The organism is Streptosporangium brasiliense (assembly GCF_030811595.1).
Classification (GTDB): Bacteria; Actinomycetota; Actinomycetes; order Streptosporangiales; family Streptosporangiaceae; genus Streptosporangium; species Streptosporangium brasiliense.
In genome coordinates, this window is record NZ_JAUSRB010000002.1 from 3,358,602 (window position 1) to 3,376,291 (window position 17,690).

Annotated in this window: 13 protein-coding genes; 6 read left to right on the forward strand and 7 right to left on the reverse strand. The window is 61.4% G+C overall.

The window, feature by feature from the left end; all coding sequences use genetic code 11:
- Positions 1-68: 68 nt before the first annotated feature.
- Complete coding sequence (locus J2S55_RS24150) at positions 69-725, forward strand: HNH endonuclease (RefSeq protein WP_306865186.1); 657 nt, start codon at positions 69-71, stop codon at positions 723-725.
- Between the two features lie 310 nt (positions 726-1,035).
- Here the strand turns inward: J2S55_RS24150 and J2S55_RS24155 are convergent, their stop codons facing one another.
- From J2S55_RS24155 to J2S55_RS24185, 7 genes are all read right to left on the reverse strand, one after another.
- Positions 1,036-2,886 (reverse strand): hypothetical protein, encoded by a 1,851-nt coding sequence (locus J2S55_RS24155; protein ID WP_306865189.1) that lies wholly within the window; start codon positions 2,884-2,886, stop codon positions 1,036-1,038.
- Between the two features lie 1,377 nt (positions 2,887-4,263).
- Positions 4,264-4,701 (reverse strand): hypothetical protein, encoded by a 438-nt coding sequence (locus tag J2S55_RS24160; RefSeq protein ID WP_306865192.1) that lies wholly within the window; start codon positions 4,699-4,701, stop codon positions 4,264-4,266.
- A 695-nt stretch (positions 4,702-5,396) separates the two neighbouring features.
- Complete coding sequence (locus tag J2S55_RS24165; protein ID WP_306865194.1) at positions 5,397-6,563, reverse strand: hypothetical protein; 1,167 nt, start codon at positions 6,561-6,563, stop codon at positions 5,397-5,399.
- Positions 6,564-6,812: 249 nt separating this feature from the next.
- Positions 6,813-8,756, reverse strand: a complete 1,944-nt coding sequence (locus tag J2S55_RS24170; RefSeq protein ID WP_306865197.1) for a DUF3732 domain-containing protein — start codon at positions 8,754-8,756, stop codon at positions 6,813-6,815.
- The gene (locus J2S55_RS24175; protein ID WP_306865200.1) at positions 8,753-9,241 is read right to left on the reverse strand and encodes a three component ABC system middle component; all 489 of its coding nucleotides are present in this window, start codon (positions 9,239-9,241) and stop codon (positions 8,753-8,755) included. The genes J2S55_RS24170 and J2S55_RS24175 overlap by 4 nt, the downstream gene beginning before the upstream one ends.
- Complete coding sequence (locus J2S55_RS24180; RefSeq protein ID WP_306865204.1) at positions 9,228-10,442, reverse strand: ABC-three component system protein; 1,215 nt, start codon at positions 10,440-10,442, stop codon at positions 9,228-9,230. The genes J2S55_RS24175 and J2S55_RS24180 overlap by 14 nt, the downstream gene beginning before the upstream one ends.
- Positions 10,443-11,360: 918 nt before the next feature.
- On the reverse strand, positions 11,361-12,302 hold the full coding sequence (locus tag J2S55_RS24185) for a hypothetical protein (RefSeq protein ID WP_306865207.1): 942 nt from the start codon (positions 12,300-12,302) through the stop codon (positions 11,361-11,363).
- Between the two features lie 315 nt (positions 12,303-12,617).
- Here J2S55_RS24185 and J2S55_RS24190 point away from each other — a divergent pair, with 315 nt between their 5' ends.
- Genes J2S55_RS24190 through J2S55_RS24210 form a run of 5 tightly spaced genes read left to right on the forward strand, consistent with a single transcriptional unit; the run spans position 12,618 to position 17,430 of the window.
- Positions 12,618-13,151, forward strand: coding sequence for a Pycsar system effector family protein (locus J2S55_RS24190; protein ID WP_306865210.1), 534 nt, complete (start codon positions 12,618-12,620; stop codon positions 13,149-13,151).
- 48 nt (positions 13,152-13,199) lie between these two features.
- A complete protein-coding gene (locus J2S55_RS24195; RefSeq protein WP_306865213.1) occupies positions 13,200-13,847 on the forward strand; it encodes a Crp/Fnr family transcriptional regulator in 648 nt (215 codons plus the stop codon).
- A gap of 33 nt (positions 13,848-13,880) precedes the next feature.
- A complete protein-coding gene (locus J2S55_RS24200; RefSeq protein WP_306865215.1) occupies positions 13,881-14,693 on the forward strand; it encodes a hypothetical protein in 813 nt (270 codons plus the stop codon).
- A 2-nt stretch (positions 14,694-14,695) separates the two neighbouring features.
- Positions 14,696-16,627, forward strand: coding sequence for a hypothetical protein (locus tag J2S55_RS24205; protein WP_306865218.1), 1,932 nt, complete (start codon positions 14,696-14,698; stop codon positions 16,625-16,627).
- On the forward strand, positions 16,615-17,430 hold the full coding sequence (locus J2S55_RS24210; protein WP_306865220.1) for a hypothetical protein: 816 nt from the start codon (positions 16,615-16,617) through the stop codon (positions 17,428-17,430). The genes J2S55_RS24205 and J2S55_RS24210 overlap by 13 nt, the downstream gene beginning before the upstream one ends.
- The last annotated feature ends 260 nt before the right edge of the window (positions 17,431-17,690 follow it).

Consider the following 17,690-nt stretch of genomic DNA (forward strand, 5'->3'; position numbering starts at 1 on the left):
CAGCTCTCTACGGTGTCCGGCCATCTTCAGCTTGTAGGGCTTCGTGAAGAATGCAAGGCTCGTGGGCTGTGATCCCCCACGTCTCGCACAACGATGTCAGACAGGCGATGGCCGAGTTTGATCGGCTCGGCAGGGACGTCTTCCTCAGCACGTACGGGTTCAAAGAGGCCAAGTCCTACTACGTGTTCGAGGACGGCAGGTTCTACGACTCGAAGGCCCTCTACGGTGTGGCATGCAAGTTCGGCCATGGACGAGTTTGGGAATCCAAGGACTTCAGCGGTGGGGATGCCACGGTCGGCCGGCGCTTCCGAGCACTGGGCTTCAAGTTCCTGAACCTGGATGGTCTGCCCGAGGTCGAAGATGAGGTGCCCGACCTGGATGACGAGGGCTCAGGGGAGGGGCGCGCCGTCCTGCGGCAGCATCTGGCACGAGAACGAGACCCTCGCATCCGAGCCAGAAAGATCAAGTCGGTCATCAAACGTGGTGGCCGTATCGCCTGTGAGGTGTGTGGCTTCGACTTCCATCGCACGTATGGAGAGCGGGGAGAGGGCTACATCGAGTGCCATCATCGGGTACCCCTCCACGTTAGTGGTGAGACCCTGACGCGCTTGGAGGATCTGGCTCTGCTCTGCTCAAACTGTCACCGCATGATCCATCGATCATCCTGGCTCACCGTCGAGGAGCTCCAGGGGATCGTGGCCTCTCAGCAGCAGGAACATCTCTGAGATCACGCACGACCATGATCGGATGAGGACTTTCTCCACGTCTTTAAAGGCGGTCCGCTGCGCGGCCCGCCGGGCGCGCCGGTCGGCAAGCGTGCCCGGCTGCGGCTCTTCGGCCGGTCCGGGCACGCACCGCCCCACGCGCCCGAGAAGCCTACAGAAGCGACCGTTTAAGACCGTGACGATCACTCACTTCGGTCTTCGCCGTGCGAGGTCGGGGTGATCGGCTGCCGCGGCCCTCCTACGTCGGGCCTTGCCATCGGCATACGTGGTTGCTCTCTCATTCTCGCGAGGGTCATCTCGTAGGAGCAATTCATTCCAGCCGTTCTGCGATGTCACCATCTGCGGTGAGGCCATACTTCTTCAAGCGGCGCGCGTCGTCCGCTCGCCCGCATTTTTCGAGTGCCTCAATCAGGTATTGTGATGCATCATATTGGCCAGCCAAGGTGTTTGATATTAAGGCGTCTATGTCGCCACGTTCAGCGAGGATGCGACACACCTCTTTCGCGGCAAATGAACCATGCACGTTTGAAAGATCCATCAGTCCTTCTAGGTCTTTTTCTCCTCCCAGTACTTGCCCTAACATAAACGCAGCAATTGTGTCCCCGGATCTGACCATATCTTCTAATGCTTGTTTATCCTTTTTTACCGAGAGGTAAGATGCAAGAAATGCGCCCGACAGGACGTCCCCATTCGCTGCGCGCTTCTTTAGAGTTTCCGTATCGTCTAGGAACATTAGTGCGCTTACGAGAATCATAGCGGCACCTTGCGTTCCCCTATCTGCATGGTCCGTAAGCTCACGCAGATATTTTCCTCCCTCGGGAAGTCGTGCCGCCATGCCCAGTGCATCTAAGTCTCCTGCATCTGCCAGGCTCTTCAATTCCTCCTGGCGCCCCATTGATGCCAATGTTGTTGCTAGCTGTCGGCGCGCATTTCTTTTCCCTGCTTCAGCGCTTTCTCTCAGCTCTGGCAGCTTGCACTGCAAAGCGAGGAGGCGAGAAAGGTGCCACTCTGCGCGCTTATCTCCCGAGTTGGAGTACACACTTAAAGTGTCGATATTTCCTTGGTCTACTAGCAATTGGTAGTAATGTTCTGCTGCCTTACCGTCGCCCGCATCGGCGCGCCTAGCAAGATCTCGAATATTTCCTATGCTCTTGAGCCATTTGGCAAGCTCATCAGCGATGTGCTCATTACCGCTATCAGCGAGGAGCGCCAACCTCTCTATATCTCTCTTTTCTATCAGTAGATCGGCAAGCTTGAGTGATTCATTATAGTCTTGAGGTTTGACATTACTCCACAACAGCTCTGTGGCATCTTCTTTCTGGTCCTGCTTCGCGAGGAGCATCGCCAAGGCAAGGAGGTCACCACGTCGGCCCAACTCTGACAGTTTTCTTCTTAAGGGGAGCGCGATGCTATAAATAAGCCTTATCTCGGCGGCTTGTGCCAGTCGTCGCAGGTCGTTCAGTTCAACAATGTGAGTCGCCAGATATTGCCACGCTCCCTCTGTTATCCGAGAGTATCTTGGCTCCATACTGGCCGACTGCAACACATAGTCAGCCACTTTGTATCCTGTTATCTTTCCCAGGTCGGTAGCGACTGGCTCAAGTAGCGAAGCTGCTCCTCTAAGAGGTTCGGTGCAGTACGACAGTGCGACGTCAAACCAGTCGGGCTTAGCAAGGGCGAGAGCTCGGCCAGTGATATTCGTTATGGCAACGGATTTAATCATTTCGAGATCAAGGGGCGTTCTAATTCCCAGCAAGGATACGCTTATTGCTGCGTGCAACAATGCGGAAGCGTACCTGTCGGCGGACTTCCAGGCGTCAATGAGCAGAGGTCCTGCTGCAAGGAATTGTGTCATCCCGTAATCGTGAGACCGAAGAGACTCGCGGATCCGTCTGTCGGTTTTTGCCGCCTGTCGGGCTCGCTCAGTTTCTCGATCACTAAGAGAGTCTCCTATATGGACAACTTCTGCAAGGCGCATCAGCTCTCGCTCGAAACCTAAATTTGACTCTAGGTTTAAAATTGCGTCACGAGTGTAAGCGGTATAGAACTCTGGCCACAAAGTCCCTATGATGATGACTGGGATTTTTGAGCCGATAAGCTTGCGGACCATTCCGGGGCGAAGCCCTCGATGGTGATCAAGATATAGTTGGAGTTCGTCCAACCAGATTACGGTGCGTGGAGAAGGGGCCTCGGAGAACTTCTCTATATCCTCTAAATCTCCCGGATGCAGGAGCCACCAATCCGGAGCTATTGCACGAATCGCCTCATAGGCACATCGCGTCTTGCCCGAAGAGGATCCTCCGACCAAGAGAATGAAGCCGCCGTTAACTGTTGCCCGATTTACAGTAGTCCGTAGGCCATTGATTGCCAGATCTGTATCGCGTAGTACGTAATCTGGCATACTTCTATAGTCGTCGGTCGATTCGATGGCCCGATGAACACCGAGCAGTCGAGGATTGGCATCGCGCACTTTTAGCTCACTGCCACACGGTGCGTGAGTTGGCTTTTTAGCTCGCCTCCATGCTTGGAGCCATTCCTCTAATGCAGTTTCTGGCAATCCACATGCAAGGACGAAAGTGCGTAGCTTCTCCTCTGAAACTTGGGCACGCTTAAGCATGTCATGCAGAGTGCTACTGCTGAGTCGGTGTGGTTCCTTCCGCATGGCAGTAAGACGGTTCGCAGACCTTTCCAGATCTCCGTAGGACAGTCCCAAGTGCTTACGTAGGGCCTCAAGAGCCAAAACCAAGGAGTCCATGCTCTCGATCCCGCTCGGATCTAGAGGAGTCTCAGCCATGCTCATGTGCTCAGTCTTCCTGCCCAGTCTCTCCGGTCTCTGCGGCACGTCCTCCGAAGACTCCGGAGAGCTTCGAAATGACTGTCTCGCTATCCGGCATAGTCCCATGTCAGGGAGCCTCAAGGAAGGCGGACAGGGGAATTCCTCCGGGTTCCTCCGCTTCTCTGGCCGAAGGAAGTCGCAGGGCGGTGGCATGGATGAGCCATCCGGCCGCATGAGCGGTCTTAAGACAATTCGGAGGTCAAACGATGTCTCTCATGAGCTACTTGATCAGTATCGCCCCTATTATTGGCGGCGTCCTGAGCATCACAGGCGCGGTTATCAACGTAGGGGTAGCGATATACAAGAGGCGCGAGAAGTAGCCGCCTATCGTCCTTTGCAGGGCCCAGCGAAGGACGTGGGTCTGCGCCCGCAACCTAATACAGAGCCATCGCGTGGTGCCCGCTATGAGATTGGAGGGGATTACTCCCCCCGCGCGATGGCTCATCACATCTCTGAGGACTGCATCACGGTGCTGTACAGCAGTCCATATAGTAACCGGCTTAGGCAATCACACGCCCCGCGCTGCATTTACCATCTGAGCAGCGTTAGATGTCGTCCGTGAGGGCTTTGCCCTTCCCATGGACCGAGGAGTTCTGAGAACCCGTTCCACCAGGTCCGCAAGACAGTCGTGGACAATTATGTTCCAACTTGTGATAAAGAGATCCGAAATTCGAGCGGGCGGGCGGTGACGGGTTCCCTGCTCTATTTCGCGCGCACGGTTACCGCTGCTCGCGGCGAGTGAAAGACCAGACGCAATGTGAAGGTGCCCAGCGTGAACGGGTCGGCGCCGTCCCAGTCGAACTGCCCGACCTGCCCCGGTGGAGCATCAGGGGAGGCGGCTACGCAGTCATGGCCCTCCTGGCCCTCCTGGTCCTCGTACCACTCGATGAGGTGGACGTCCTCGAACCGGAAGGCCACGACAGGCGTCTTCGACAGTTCGGGTGGAGTCCACCGCGGGTCGTAGGCGAACTCCAGCTCCAACGTCGGCGGCCTGCCGGGCTCGTAGGTCAGGCGTTTGAAGTCGGTGTCGTGAAGGTAGACGTGGGCACCCTCCTCAGTCCAGAACTCGTACAGCCCTCCCTTGGACGTGATGCCACGATCCTTGTCTTTGGTTACGCCGGCGAACTCGGTCACTGACATGAGGACATGGTCCTATAGGCCGGAACGATCTCGCAGGTCTCGGCAGAGCGGTGACAGCAACCCTGACAGCAACGTCCCCACACACGGACTCACTTCGGCGACCGTCCACCACCCTCTGACCACAGTCTCCGCTACCCGAACAGGGTGATTGGTCCGCCTGAAAAGCGGAAGGTCGGCAGTTCGACTCTGCTCCTGACCACTAGATTTGAAGAGCCAAAGATGCCCCGAAGCGATGATCGCTCCAGGGCGTTTTGTTGTTCTGACGACAACAGCGACACCCCGCAGCGCGCACAGCGGACATAGGGAGCCACTCGTGTCCAGAGTGAGTGGGCGGCAGTGGATCTGGCAGGGATGAGTGAGCGTGAGTACTTCGCTCTGGCCAAGCGGCTGGGCATGTTCGTCGTGGACTCCGCAGCTGCGCTGCCGCTGGCGGTGAATTTCGCTAGGGCGATGGACACGATCACCGGGAGGCTATCGCGGGTGCGTCCACGGAGCCTGGTGAGGAGCGTCGTGGCGGCTGCGACCGGCAAGCCGGGCGCCAGACCCGCCAGGAGCAGGCATATCGCGACGAGGAAGAGGCGCCCGCCAGCGCAGAGCGGGCCCCGGTGCGCTATGGCAGCAGGGGTCAGCGGCGCAGCGAGTACTGCGCTGGCAGCGAGGGGTAGCAGGTGCACGGATATTCTCGGCAGCGTGGCTCAGAAATCCATGTTGTCCATCATCTCCTGCTGATATTCGCAGAACTCCAGGAAACTCGCGAAATTGTCCTGCTGTAGAGCCTGAGCAAGCAATACTCGGAAGGACTCGTCGAAGCGAACGTCCAGCTCCGAGTTGATCCACTTCATGCCTTCGGGAAGCTCCGACTCTAACCACGTGTCAACCTCGTCAAAGAGCTCGAACACCTGCGTGATGTCGGTCTCAGATGCTGGCATGAAGGAGAACAGTGGACTCCTGCGTACGCTGGTCAGGCCGACCGGTACTGCGGCGTTCACCCCTGGCGTATGCAGGTAGATGGTTGCGCGGTGGCCTTTTTCAAAGCCGCCGTGAGAGTAGGGATTACGCCATCGTTCGACAACGTCCGTAAGCCGCTGCCTGTAGCGGGCGGCATCATGGTCTTTGCCGAGAACGCGGTCGAACTTGTCGCCCCACCGTGACCCGATCACGTCGGTAAGGTCGTCCCGATCCGGATCGAAGCCGTGGAACGCCAGGGCCAGTACCAGGTCGTGCTCCAGCAGGCTGATGTACGCCGAGATCGCTGCGATCATGTCATGGAAGGCGTTCATCTGCATCTGGGCTTTGCCGCTCTTGAAGGTGCACCAAGACCCAGTCGCGCCTTCGATCGGCTCGTCGTGGATGTACTCATCCTCGATGAGTACTGGGGTGACGGCGCGTTCGCGGAAGTACTCGTAGGCACGCCGCAGTGACTGGTGCTGATTCACTACGGTGGCGTTGCCTTTGCCGAGCAGTTCGGGTGCTGCGTCCACGATCAACTTCTCGACTATGCGCATCGAGGAGCGGAGCTTCTTGACGATCTGGACCTGAATGTTGTGCACCTCCTCTTCAGGCTTCTCGGTGCGCAAGTAGAGCCGCACCCCGAGTTTCTGATGCGCGAGCTCGCACCACTCGCCCCGGTAGGTGAAGTCGACCCACCACGCGGCCTTCTCACCGGGTCCGCGCGCCGTGAGTCCGGTAAGCGTGAGCGCATACTTGAATAGGGACGGAACCGGCACGTCGTCCCGGCTCAAGTGCAGCTTGTAGGTCGTGCCCCGTTGGTTGTCTTCATCCTCGGGGACCGGTCCGAAGTCACGCAACGCTGTCTGCTTCAGGCGCTCGCTCGCTTCGGCCTCTCCGGGGAGTGAGTTCATAGGGGCAAGCATGCACGCATACGTGTCGGATCCGCCGCCCAATATCCTCCGAAACCGCTCGACGGCACATGGTTGTGCGTAACGTGCAGCCATGGGGCCGCCAAGACCATCTGAACGGCGTCCGGTCTCGGCCAACGCTGACTGAGTTCGGGACGGGCAGCGCTGGCTGAACGTGGCCGACTCCGGTCACTTCACGTTCATCGGCCTGCCCATCCTGAGTGGGCAGGCCGGGATCACTTACTAGCTAAGCTAGTTCTCCTCGATCCAGTCTGCGGGTATCAGCGCCTCGCCGTCAGCGCGCCATCGATATCTAACCGCGTCGCTGAACCACTGCTCCTCGAGATCGGCGTGCTCCATGACGATGACTTGGAGGTCTACTTCGGGACGCGCGATAGTCTCCATGACCGCTTGATAGATGCGGACGAGCGATTGCCGATCGTCATCAGGCAACACGTGTGAACCGTCGCCGGCGTAGTCGGCGGGAAACCAGACTTGCGACGGCTGGTCCAAGATCAGAATCCTGGGTACGGGGCGGTCCTCCATCGCGAACCACTCGTGCAACGCCAGGAAGGTCGCCACGTGGTACCCAACATAGTTTTCGCCGCTGCCCATCTCGGGCAGCGGGACCGCGCCATTGCGGGTGTCGGCGACGACCGTCAGACGCCTCAGGTCCAGGCGGATTGGCCATGCCGAGTGCTCAAGTTCAAGGCGTTGAGCCTTCTCCCACAGGTTTTGGCTGATGCGCGCCAGGAAGGATGAGAGCAAGTCAGGGTTTCCGTTCTCCTCCAGCCTTACCTCGATCTCGGCGATCTCGGCCTCGATCTCAGCCGTGCGGTCCCGGATCGGCGGTTGTTGGTCGCGCCGGTCAAGCATCTCCAGGTAGAAACCGATCCGCCCCTGAACCAACGCGGTACGAGACTCGGCATCGCGAAGCCTCGCGATGGCCTGGATTCCGGCTTCTAGCTCATCGATCTCAGCCTTATTGGTTCGCAGTAGCTGCGTGACCTCTTGGATCTCTTCAGCCAGCAGCGCCATCATCTGGTCGATTTTAGGGGTGTCTGTTCGTATGGCGACGATCTCCCCGTCAAGTCGTAGCAGCTCACGGCGCATGTCTGCCCAGGTTCCTTCAGCGCCGGGCGCGTCGTTACCGCACAACGGACAGGCAGGCACGGGGCCGTCCTCGTTTCCGAAGAACCCGAGCGACGCGAGGCGTGCGCGCTGCTCGCTGGCTTCGGAGGCGAAATCGCTGTTCTCGTTGGTCGCGCGACGAAGCCGGGTCAGTTGGATATTCAAGCCGGCTAGCCGGTCTCGCAGCTCCGCACGCTGCTGATTGAGTGCTGTGATTTGATCACCTTGGGCCTCCGGCTGTCGGACGGACCTAACGTCGACGAGCGAAAGTGGCCGCAGAATTCCGACGGCTTCACTCTCATTGAGGCCCTGAGGGGGCAGCTCATCGAGCAGTCCAACGGCCGCTGCTTCTGCAAGGAGCGCACGGGCCTGGCCCGTGGCGCCAAGTGTTGCGGCGCGTTCATCAAGGGCCCGTTGCAGGGAGACGAGCTCCCGCTTGAGGGCGCGTAGCCTGATCGTGAGTGTGGCGTACTCGGTATCCACCGCTCCCAAGAAATAAGGAATGACCGCTCGAATCGCGTTCGGGCGATGTTCATCCCCTTGGGTATGGAACAGCACATCCTGGTTGGCGATCTCGTTCTGTTCCTGCATCACGAAGAACAGCGCGTGGCGGATGCTGGGAGACAGCGGCCCCGCGGTGCCGGGCATCGGAAGACGCAGTGAGCGGTCAATGCCGCAAAGATCTCCGATGATCTGTTTAGCGGTGTCGACGTTCGTGTTGAACTCGAGTTCGTCGAAGGCTGGTATCGATTCTGGATCGGAGACGACGCTGACGTACATGCGGTCGGCGGTTTTGTGGAGGCGCTCCGGCGCTGGCCGGGCGACGTACATCGCCCGATCACCGCTCACGATCATGAGGCCAAACCCTCTGGAGTTGTCCCTCGTTACCCCCGCCTTGACCGGATACCCACCGCTACCGAGGCAGTAATCGATGATCGTCACGATCGCACTCTTGCCCCTACGCGAGGAGCCGGTGATGATGTTCAATTGTCCGAGCTCAAAGGTCACCTTGCGCGCACGTTCGCCACGGCCGTACACGACGACATGCCTGATCTGGAAGCTCAAGGACGGACTCCAAGAAGGGTGAAGATCGTCGGAAGGTCGCCAGCCCTGGAAAGCCACCGGCCAAGGAACAAACTGGCCCTTTGGATCTGAGTAACTTCCAGGGTGTCACCGGAGATCCTCTTGGGGACTCGCCCGGTCGATCGGACAAGGTGTTGTTCATCCAGCACCAGCACACCGGCTCGCAGGCTGAGCAGCAGTCCTTCCCGCACGAGCGGGCCAAGAACCGGCGCGGCTTGTCGAAGGTGGACCCGGGCCGCCGATTCACGCTCGATCCAGTTGACCGTCGTCGAGGAGACGTTTTTCGGCAGGACGGCTCGCACCGGGGCAGTGAAGGCCATGACGGGAGCCAGGACAGCGAGAAGGAGGTGACAGCCGGGGCTGTTGTCCTGCTCATGCCCCTGCACGGCGCGGGTGACCAAAAGTCCGGCGAACGCAGGATTGAACAGGTTCCGCTCTTCCCGGCTCAGGAAGTCAATCACCGCCATTCACCGCACCACCGGCAGGCTCCAGGATGGTCAGAAGACGCGCCTCGAAGTCCGGGTGCCAACCCACACGCTGGTCGTCCGCGAGGATGTGAAAAGATCCCTTGCAGATAAAAGGGTCATGGCACTCCGGCCGGATGTTCCTGCGGAACTCGGTCTCCACCCAACCGTAGATCCGTTTCGCCATCGCGATCTTCGTTTCTTCCGCCGCTTCCACGCCAAGCTCGTCCTGCATGACGGCGAAGTGCGTCTCCCACTCCTCGCGCAGCCGTCGCTCGTAGGTGCCGATCTCACCAGGAAGGAGTAGGTTTTCACGCGCCCAACGTGAGCGTTGGGTAGAAGCGCGTAGGTAGTCACGCACCGCGAGTTCGATTCGACGGCTCCCTATTTCGATTAGATCGAGCTGTCGGATGAACGTGCGTTCGCCGTACTCCTCTCGCGTCACCGTCATCTCGGCAATGTCGTCGTCGATCGGAAGGTTATAGGTCCGGAACTGATCGCGCAGCTCGCTAAACTTTTCATCGATCTCGCTACCCGAGATCGGCATCGCAGCCGCAACCCGCATCGTTTGGATGCACCGCTGGATGAACCAGCCTTCGAGGCGGTTGAGTAGCGATGCAGCCGCCTGCTTGCCGACAGCGAAGTGGCAGATTTGAAGGAGATCCCAGTGGACGTCCTCAATGGTGGGACCGTCGCCGAGCACGGTGATGGCGGCAACCATCGCATGTCGTTGATCGTCCTTCAGTCCGCGGTAAGCCTCGATGCTCTTCTTCTTCGCATCCGACGCCGATTTTGCGGCCGCCGCTTCGAGTAGCTCATGTGCTTTCCCGACATCCCGGCCCGGACCTGTCTGAAGGTAGTGGGCTGCCGAATCAACGGGCACGGTCGAGGTGGTTAGCAGCAGGAGCCGGGTGCGGGCGGGGTCTAGCGAGCCGTCCCTGATCGCTTCGCTCCAAATTCGTAGCGTCTTCCACAGATCGGTGCTGCCGTCCGTGATCCGAGTGCCGCCGGCTCGATGCTTCAATTGCCAACGTCTGTTTTCGCCCGCAGCGATGATTTCCACGTCGTCCACCACCTCAACCGACACAGTCCAGCTCGCGTCTGTGCCGAACTCCCTGAGGCCGGCCAGGAGGGCATATCGCAGCTGGTACAGGTAGCCGATAGCCGAGGCCGAAGCATCGAACACACTGCTTGAACCACTCACAGGAACTCCTGAAAGCCCCGCCTGGACAGTCACCCTTGGCAGGGCATCACAGCCAGGTCGCCGAGTAAACACACCTCGTCACATTGGAAGCGATTCGTTGCCGAGGTTACCGGCTGGAGGAGGAGATGGTCTCCATGAGGAACGGCTCCGGGGGATGAGCAGTTCATCGCCTTCTCGGCGGCCGGCGCGTATATCCGCGGCTTCGATCACGAATGGGCGATGAGTCTGTACCGGAACGATGGGCTGCGGCCGGGTGTGCTCAACTCAGTTTGAGGACCTCCAAGCGGCCCGGTATCCGTCTACCGCCAACTGATCGCTTTGCCGTCCGCGCGTGCTCTCGACGGCGTCCGACTCGGCGAGCTTGCTAACGCGTCTGCTAACAACAGTCCTGGACGGCAGCGGGATACACGGGTCCCGAGATCTGCTCTGAGCAAGGTTTCTGTCGCCAGTGGTCGGCGGTGGACGTCTCTGACCATGCTACGGATCAGAAGGCTAGGGTTCGAGACCTCTCGGCTGCACATGGTTTGACCAGGGCATCTTTTGATTACAAGGAGGTCTTGATCGTTTATACAACCACGCGCTTACGGTGCCGTCTTCCCCCGCTTCCGCTTCGTGAGACCGGCGAGAGCATCGTTCATGCTGTCGTTCGCCGCGTGCTTCACCTCGTCGAGCAGGTGAACTAGACATCCGCCACGGTGGCTTGCCAGGTGTGCAACAACACGCCCTGGATAGCCTTCATGTCGGCGCCCTCGGGGAAGAGGAATGACCCACAGGCGAGGTCCCGCCCCGCCGCGGCCTCTTCATGAAGCAGGGCGCCAGCGGGGCGTCGACCGGCTGATCAGCGTGGCATTGGGCGCGCAGAACTCGCACACCAGGGTCTGCGCGGAGCCTGGCGACTGTGCATAGGCGCGAGAGGATTCACCCGCGGCGGAACGACCACGCGCCATCCGCGCGTATCTCCACGACCGTGGTGCCACTCGGCAGTTGAACCTCGCCGGAGTAGTTGCCGATCTCGTTGATCGGGAGGTTGAGGGCGCTTCCGCCATGCGTCTGCACGATGAAATTCGCCTTGCCCGAGTGAATGACCTGGGCCGTGGCGAGGCCTTCTGCGGGCGGGTCGAGTTTCAGCACTTGGTCGCCGCGTCCTTCGATGCTCGGGCCTGACCATGTTCGCGCGGCCGATAGAGGTTTCATGTCGGCGGTCCATTGGCCGTCCGCCTTGATTTCGAGCGCGGCGATCTGCGTGTTGTTTCGCGGGCTGAGCATGCGCGTGCCGGAATAGCTGCCGATCGCATTCACGGGAACGTCCTGCATCGCGCCTGAGCTGTCCAGGGCGGTGACGATGAAGTTGGCACTGCCGGTGTGGGTGAACGTGACCAGGGCGAGGTCGCTGATCGGATCGAATTTCACGACCTTCGCGCCGGTGCCGCTGTAGGTCTTCGGTTCGATCTGCGGAGGCTGCGCCACAGCGGGTGGAGAGCTCGGGGCCGTTGACGCTGTTGTGGGCGGCGCTGAGGGGCGCGTCTCGGTCACAGGAGCGGATTCGGCTGTTTGGGTGGGCGCTGCGTAGACAACATCAGGCGGGGCCCCAGTCGTCGTAGTCGTAACGCTGCCGACCTTGACGACGACCGCGACGCAGCCGAACAGCAGCAGGATGGGCGCGCAGACGACGAGCAGCCAGAACACAGCACCCTTGCCCGGTTTTTGCGGAGGTGGATTGTATCCGTAGCCGGGCGGGGGATACGGCTGGCCGTAAGGCTGCTGATACTGCTGGGGGTAACCGGCTGGCGGTCGCGGCGGCTGCCCGTACGGCTGCTGTGGCTGGTGATACCGATCCTGCGGGCCGTACTGATTCGCCATCGGAGCTCCTGGGACTGGGGGTGCGTAGGAGACGCCTCGAACGTCCGTCTGGTTGACGTTGGCTGTGAGGTTCCATGCGTTGCGTCTACGGAGGTGGTGTACGTGGCTCAGCGATCATGGTGGATGAGCAGAAGCAGCGTGTGTGAGAACGGCAATAGCCGTATTCGGCACCAGTCGTTGATCGTCACGTAGAGTGCGGCCGAAAGGAAGGGTGGCGAGAGTCTTCATCATTAATCGATCTTCGACACTCTTCGTCATCTCCACAGCTGAATGACTCAAGGTTCACTCACCCAGGGGGCGCAGGTGTTCCGGTGGATGACCAGGGCGGTCGTGTCCGTACCGCCGTCGCAGGACCATGATGCGCAGGCGCGTATCCATGGTGTCCAACTGCTCACCGAAGCCCGTGAGGAACTCAACCGGGCAGACATGAAGGCGCAGGTACTTCTCGGTGTCGCGGGGCTAGGCGTCGGCGCGGTTGCCGGTGGCCTGTTGGCGGGAAACTGGTCGCCATTGAAGCTGCACGCGGGTCTGCAATGGCTGTGGTGGGTGGGAGCGGTGTGCGCGCTCGCCTCTCTGGTCTGCATGGCGAGCGCCGTATACCCGCGTATCACAAAGCGGACGCTCGGTATCGCTTACTTCGGTGACATCGGGCGGTACGGCTCTGCGGCGGAAATCGCCAACGCCCTGCGCAACCACGACAACGATGATCTGACCGGCCTGGCCGAGCAGATCCGAGCGGTCAGCGTGATCGTGACCAGGAAGTATCTGCTCATCCAGTGGGGTTTCTGGCTGCTTCTGATCTCTATCGGGTCGACGGTCGGCTCGGCGGTGATCCAACTGGCCCTTTGACACGCTCGTGTGATTGCCAAACCGGCGTACCCGACGTACGCATGGGTCATGCGGCCCTTCTCCCAGCCTGCCTGGCACTCTCTGATCGAGAGTGGCACGCCGTGCCGGTACGAAGCCGGGGACGTGCTCCTACGGCAGGGCGCGCAGGGCAGCCACGTGCTGGTGCTGACCTTCGGTCAGGTCAAGGTGATCCGCCTGGAGCCGGACGGCAGTGAGCTCCTGTTGGCCGTACGAGGGGCGGATGACCTGCTGGGAGAGCTGGCCGTCTTGGACGGCGGAGAGCGGTCGGCGACTGTGTCCGCGCTGACCATGTGCCTGGCCTACGCGGTGCCGGCCGAGCGTTTCCACAGGATCGTCCGTCAGTTCGATCTGCACGGGATGCTGATCCGCCGCGCGATCCGCCGTCTGAGAGAAGGGGAGGACGTCCGGGCGGACCTGGCGGGGTTGCCCGCCGTAACGCTTGTGGCGCGGACTCTGCTGCGGTTGGCAACGGGACTGGAGGTACCGCTCTCCCAGAGCGATCTGGCGGCAGCGACGGGGCTCTCAAGGTCGGCGGTGGCCGCCGAACTGGCTGCGTTGCGGCGGGCGGAAATCGTCGCCACCGCGCGCCGGCGCATGGTTATCCAGGACTTGACTGCGCTTCGGGCAACGGCCTGGGATGAACGTCCAATTCTGGACAGTCGCTCGGAAAGTTGAATGCCATCGTGTAGCCAGTCATCAGGATCTGCCATGACAGGAGGCACCACAGTGATCCCCGATGCGGGCAGTCATCCGCTGCCGCCCTACCGCGGGCTATTGGCGGTGGATGTCGTCAGATTCACCGACAATCGAGATAGGTATCTTCCTGAACTGAGTGCGATGATCCCCGATGTCCTGGAGCAGGCGTTCGCGCGATGTGGTCAAGACCGCATCTGGCAGGAGAAGCGCTTCCCCGAGTTGCCGGGTGACGGGTATGTCTTCGGCATCGCACCGCAATACCTGCCGTTCCTGATCCACCCTTTCCTGGACAGTCTGCAGGCCACGCTATGGGAGCTCTCACCCTCGCTTCGCGCCCGCGACAGAGCCCTGACCATGAGGTTGAGGGCCAGCATCCATGTGGGACCCGTCTATGACCAGGACGACCCGTTGCGTGACCGCAAGGGGAAGACCACCAACGACGCCTTCAGGCTGCTCAATTCCGATCAGTTGCGCGAGGTGATGGCCCACGCGGAGCCCGACGTCACCCTCGTCGGAGCGATCATCTCCGAGCGGGTCTTCCAGGACGTGGTCGAGGGGGGATATACCGCCGTTCACGCGAGTCAGTTCCGCCGCGTCGCCGCCGAGGTGCCGGAGAAGAACTTCAAGCAGCACGCCTGGATCTATGTGCCCCGCCCGACCTTCCCCGACGGGGCGCCGGGGACGGACGGCCGTACGGCGGGCAAATGGGACGGTAGAACGGACGGGCAGGCTGTCACAGGTGCCTCGGCGGTCTTCCGCGAGCGGGTCGGACAGGCGTTCACCGGCGGAACGTTCCACGGCGACTTCAACTTCCGGGAGACGTGAGAGTGCGTTCAAGTGCTGAGTTCTACGAGCGGGTGGAAACGGCTATCGTCGACGGCACCTTCTACGGCGACTTCACTTTCAACCTGGGCAGGCTGATCGCCCCACGGCGGCTGGGCCAGGAAGAGGTCGCCAGAATGCGGGCGGTATACGTGCCGCACGGCGACACTCTCTCACGGGCCGTCGTGGCGGCTCGCGAGACAGGGGCCGTCGTCTTGTGCGCCCACCCGGGGAACGGTCGGCGCATCACTGCGGTGAATGTGGCAGCCGGTCTCGAACTGTCCCCCGAGTGGCTGGTCATCGATGAGGACGACGTCCATGCCTCGCTGCACTGTAAGAAGCGCAGGACCTACCTGCTGAACCTGCAGGAGAGCGCCCCGGAAGTGCTTCCCGCCCTGGGAAGAGAACTGGCGGGTTACATCACGCGCTTGCGTGAGGCCGGCTCCTGTCTGGTGGTGCTCGCCACGGAGCACGAGCTGGGGACGCTCGACCTCGCCGTCCAGCCCGAGATCGTCAAGTTGAGGGCGAGCGACCCGCGTGAGGTGTTCCTGGCGCACCTGGCCCGGTGGCGTTCGCGAGAGGAGTGCCAGGCATGGGCGGCCGACGAACGGATCGGCGGCATCCTGTCCGGCGCCTCTCCGCAGGACGCGGTGAGGCTCACCGAGCACGTGCACGAATCAGGACATCGGACGCCGCAGGAAGGGATACAGGAGGTCCTCGCCGCCTACCACAACTGGGAGAAGGAGCTCAGGAGCTGGTTCGAGACCACCCAAGCACCGGAGCAGGGATACCGGCGTGCCCTCCTGCTGTCGGTCGCCGCGATGGAAGGTTCGCCCGTGGCGAAGGTCTTCGACGCGGCCGACATGCTGTGCGCGACCGTCGGCATTCCGTACCCTCCGGGCCGAGGCTTGATCGGTCCGGGCGTCAACGCTCATCTGCAGGACGTCGACGCGAGGCACGTGAAAGGGCAGGTGGAGTTCACCCGTCCCAGATACGGCGTGGCCGTACTGGATCACGTGTGGGAGGACCGACCCTTCTTCAAGGATCATCTGACCGACTGGCTCAGGGAACTGCGCGATGATCAGCCCGCCGCCATCCTTCTGCGCCTGGCGATGCGGCACGGCCTGCCGGATCTGGTGGTGGAGACGGTCCAGCAGTGGTCCGGGCAGGATCCGGAGCGAGCGGCCAGGATTCTGACGGTCGCGGCGATGAGTGACGAACTCGGCCGCACGGTGCGCAGCAGGATGTACGTGTGGGCGCGGAACGGGAACCAGGAGTCACTTCATCTAGTGGTGGCGGCGGTCTGCGGAGGTCCGCTGGCCGACGGGTTCGACCGGATAGCGTTCACCCGCCTGAAGCATCTGGCCGGCCGTGACTCCGAGCGGGTCGAAGCCTCGGTTCTCGACGCGCTGGCCCGGCTTGCCATCCGCCCGCGACTGCGCGTTCCAACGGTGATGGAGGTCGTGAAGTGGGTCGAGACCGCAGGACGTGCCCGGCGCACCGGCCTGCGTGCTTTCGTGGGGTTGGCGGCCCTGCGCTCGCCTGAAGGGCGCCTGGTGCTGATGCCGCACTCGACGCGAGAGGAGACGCTCATCGACACTCTCGCCGATGGATGGCGGGCGACCCTCCGTAACCCTGAGAGCGCCGATACGGCCAAGAAAGCGGCGGTCGTCTGGTTGGAAGAGGTCGTCCGAGGCGACGCTGGCAGCGAGGTCATCTGCCGAGTCCTGGCCAAGGCGTGTAGATCCAGCATGGACGTCGGTGTGCTCGCGCCCCTTATCTGGCACTGGGCACGTACCGCCCCCGATGACGGTGTCGACCGCGAGAGCCTCTGTATCGAGCTGATGCGACGGATCGGTGAGGCGGACAATCTCACCTCCGGTATCTCACTGCTGAGCGCCTACGACGTCGAGGAGACGACCGAGTGGGATTCCTAGACTGGCTGGAAACGCTTCTGGCCCGCAGGCATCGGGGTGACTTCGTCCCGCACCATACAGAGCTCGCGCAGGTGCTGCGCAGCGAGCGGGAGAACCGGGAATTCCGGGCGCGAATCACGCTCACATGGCTCCTGCCCTGGGGGACGGAACTGCCCGTCGACATCGAAACCTCGGTGTGCGACAGACTCATCGTGGCCGCCCGTCAGGCGGCCACGCCGTTCTCGGTGCTCCACAGGGAGGAGGCGGAGAGCGCGGTCAACCTGGCGCTGGGCCGTGTCGAGACCCATCCCTATTTCCGTCGAGCACGTGCGGTGCTCGGCGTCGAGGCTGAGGCGGTCGAGTTCGCCCGTGAGCAGATGACGAGAGATCTGGAGACCGAGCGGCATCGAATGGCGCAGCAGGCCGAGGTCACCCGGCTGACGGCCCTGCGGGACACTATGTTGCGAGACGGGTCTATCGCACGGTTGTGGTGGCTCCAATCGGACCCGAAAAAGCTGATGGAACTGGTGAAACACGGGGACGAGTTCGAGAAGGCCATCAACCTGGTCTCCGGCGGCCACGGCACGCAGCCGAGCGCGCCGGGAGTGGGGGAGACGACCGTGGCCGAGCTCATCGAGCTCTTCCTGGCGGAGCTGGGACCGGAACACCGCCGACTCCTGATTCACCAGTTGAACAGGGTCTTCCGAGGCTACGAGCGTCCAGAACTGGCGGATCGGCTGGTCGCGACGTCTGGTGACGGTGCTGTGGAGCCATCACCGGATAGCGATCACGGAAACGGAAGGTATCTCGGAGGCGTTCCGTAGTCCCAGGCAGTGGGAGTTCCGCCGGCTAAGGCGGGTCAGCTGCTGCGCTCGTCCGGGACCGCCCGGATCAACGAGGGCAGGGCACACCCAGGGCACATGGGCGCGAGAAGCAGCGCAAAACGATGAGAACCAGTGAACGCCAAAAGTCCAGCTCAGAACCCCTCCCAGGCGATCACTGCAGGTCGGTCATCATGACGGATCAGATCTCGATGTTCTGACCCGTCAGGCTTCTGACCCGCCACGGACAGGAGGACTACGTG

Excerpts from the sequence above, each read along its gene's own strand:
- J2S55_RS24165 (WP_306865194.1), bottom strand. The coding sequence starts at position 6,563 with ATGAACTCACTCCCCGGAGAGGCCGAAGCGAGCGAGCGCCTGAAGCAG.
- J2S55_RS24200 (WP_306865215.1), top strand. The coding sequence starts at position 13,881 with ATGACAGGAGGCACCACAGTGATCCCCGATGCGGGCAGTCATCCGCTG.
- J2S55_RS24190 (WP_306865210.1), top strand. The coding sequence starts at position 12,618 with ATGACCAGGGCGGTCGTGTCCGTACCGCCGTCGCAGGACCATGATGCG.
- J2S55_RS24195 (WP_306865213.1), top strand. The coding sequence starts at position 13,200 with ATGCGGCCCTTCTCCCAGCCTGCCTGGCACTCTCTGATCGAGAGTGGC.
- J2S55_RS24160 (WP_306865192.1), bottom strand. The coding sequence starts at position 4,701 with ATGTCAGTGACCGAGTTCGCCGGCGTAACCAAAGACAAGGATCGTGGC.
- J2S55_RS24175 (WP_306865200.1), bottom strand. The coding sequence starts at position 9,241 with ATGGCGGTGATTGACTTCCTGAGCCGGGAAGAGCGGAACCTGTTCAAT.
- J2S55_RS24185 (WP_306865207.1), bottom strand. The coding sequence starts at position 12,302 with ATGGCGAATCAGTACGGCCCGCAGGATCGGTATCACCAGCCACAGCAG.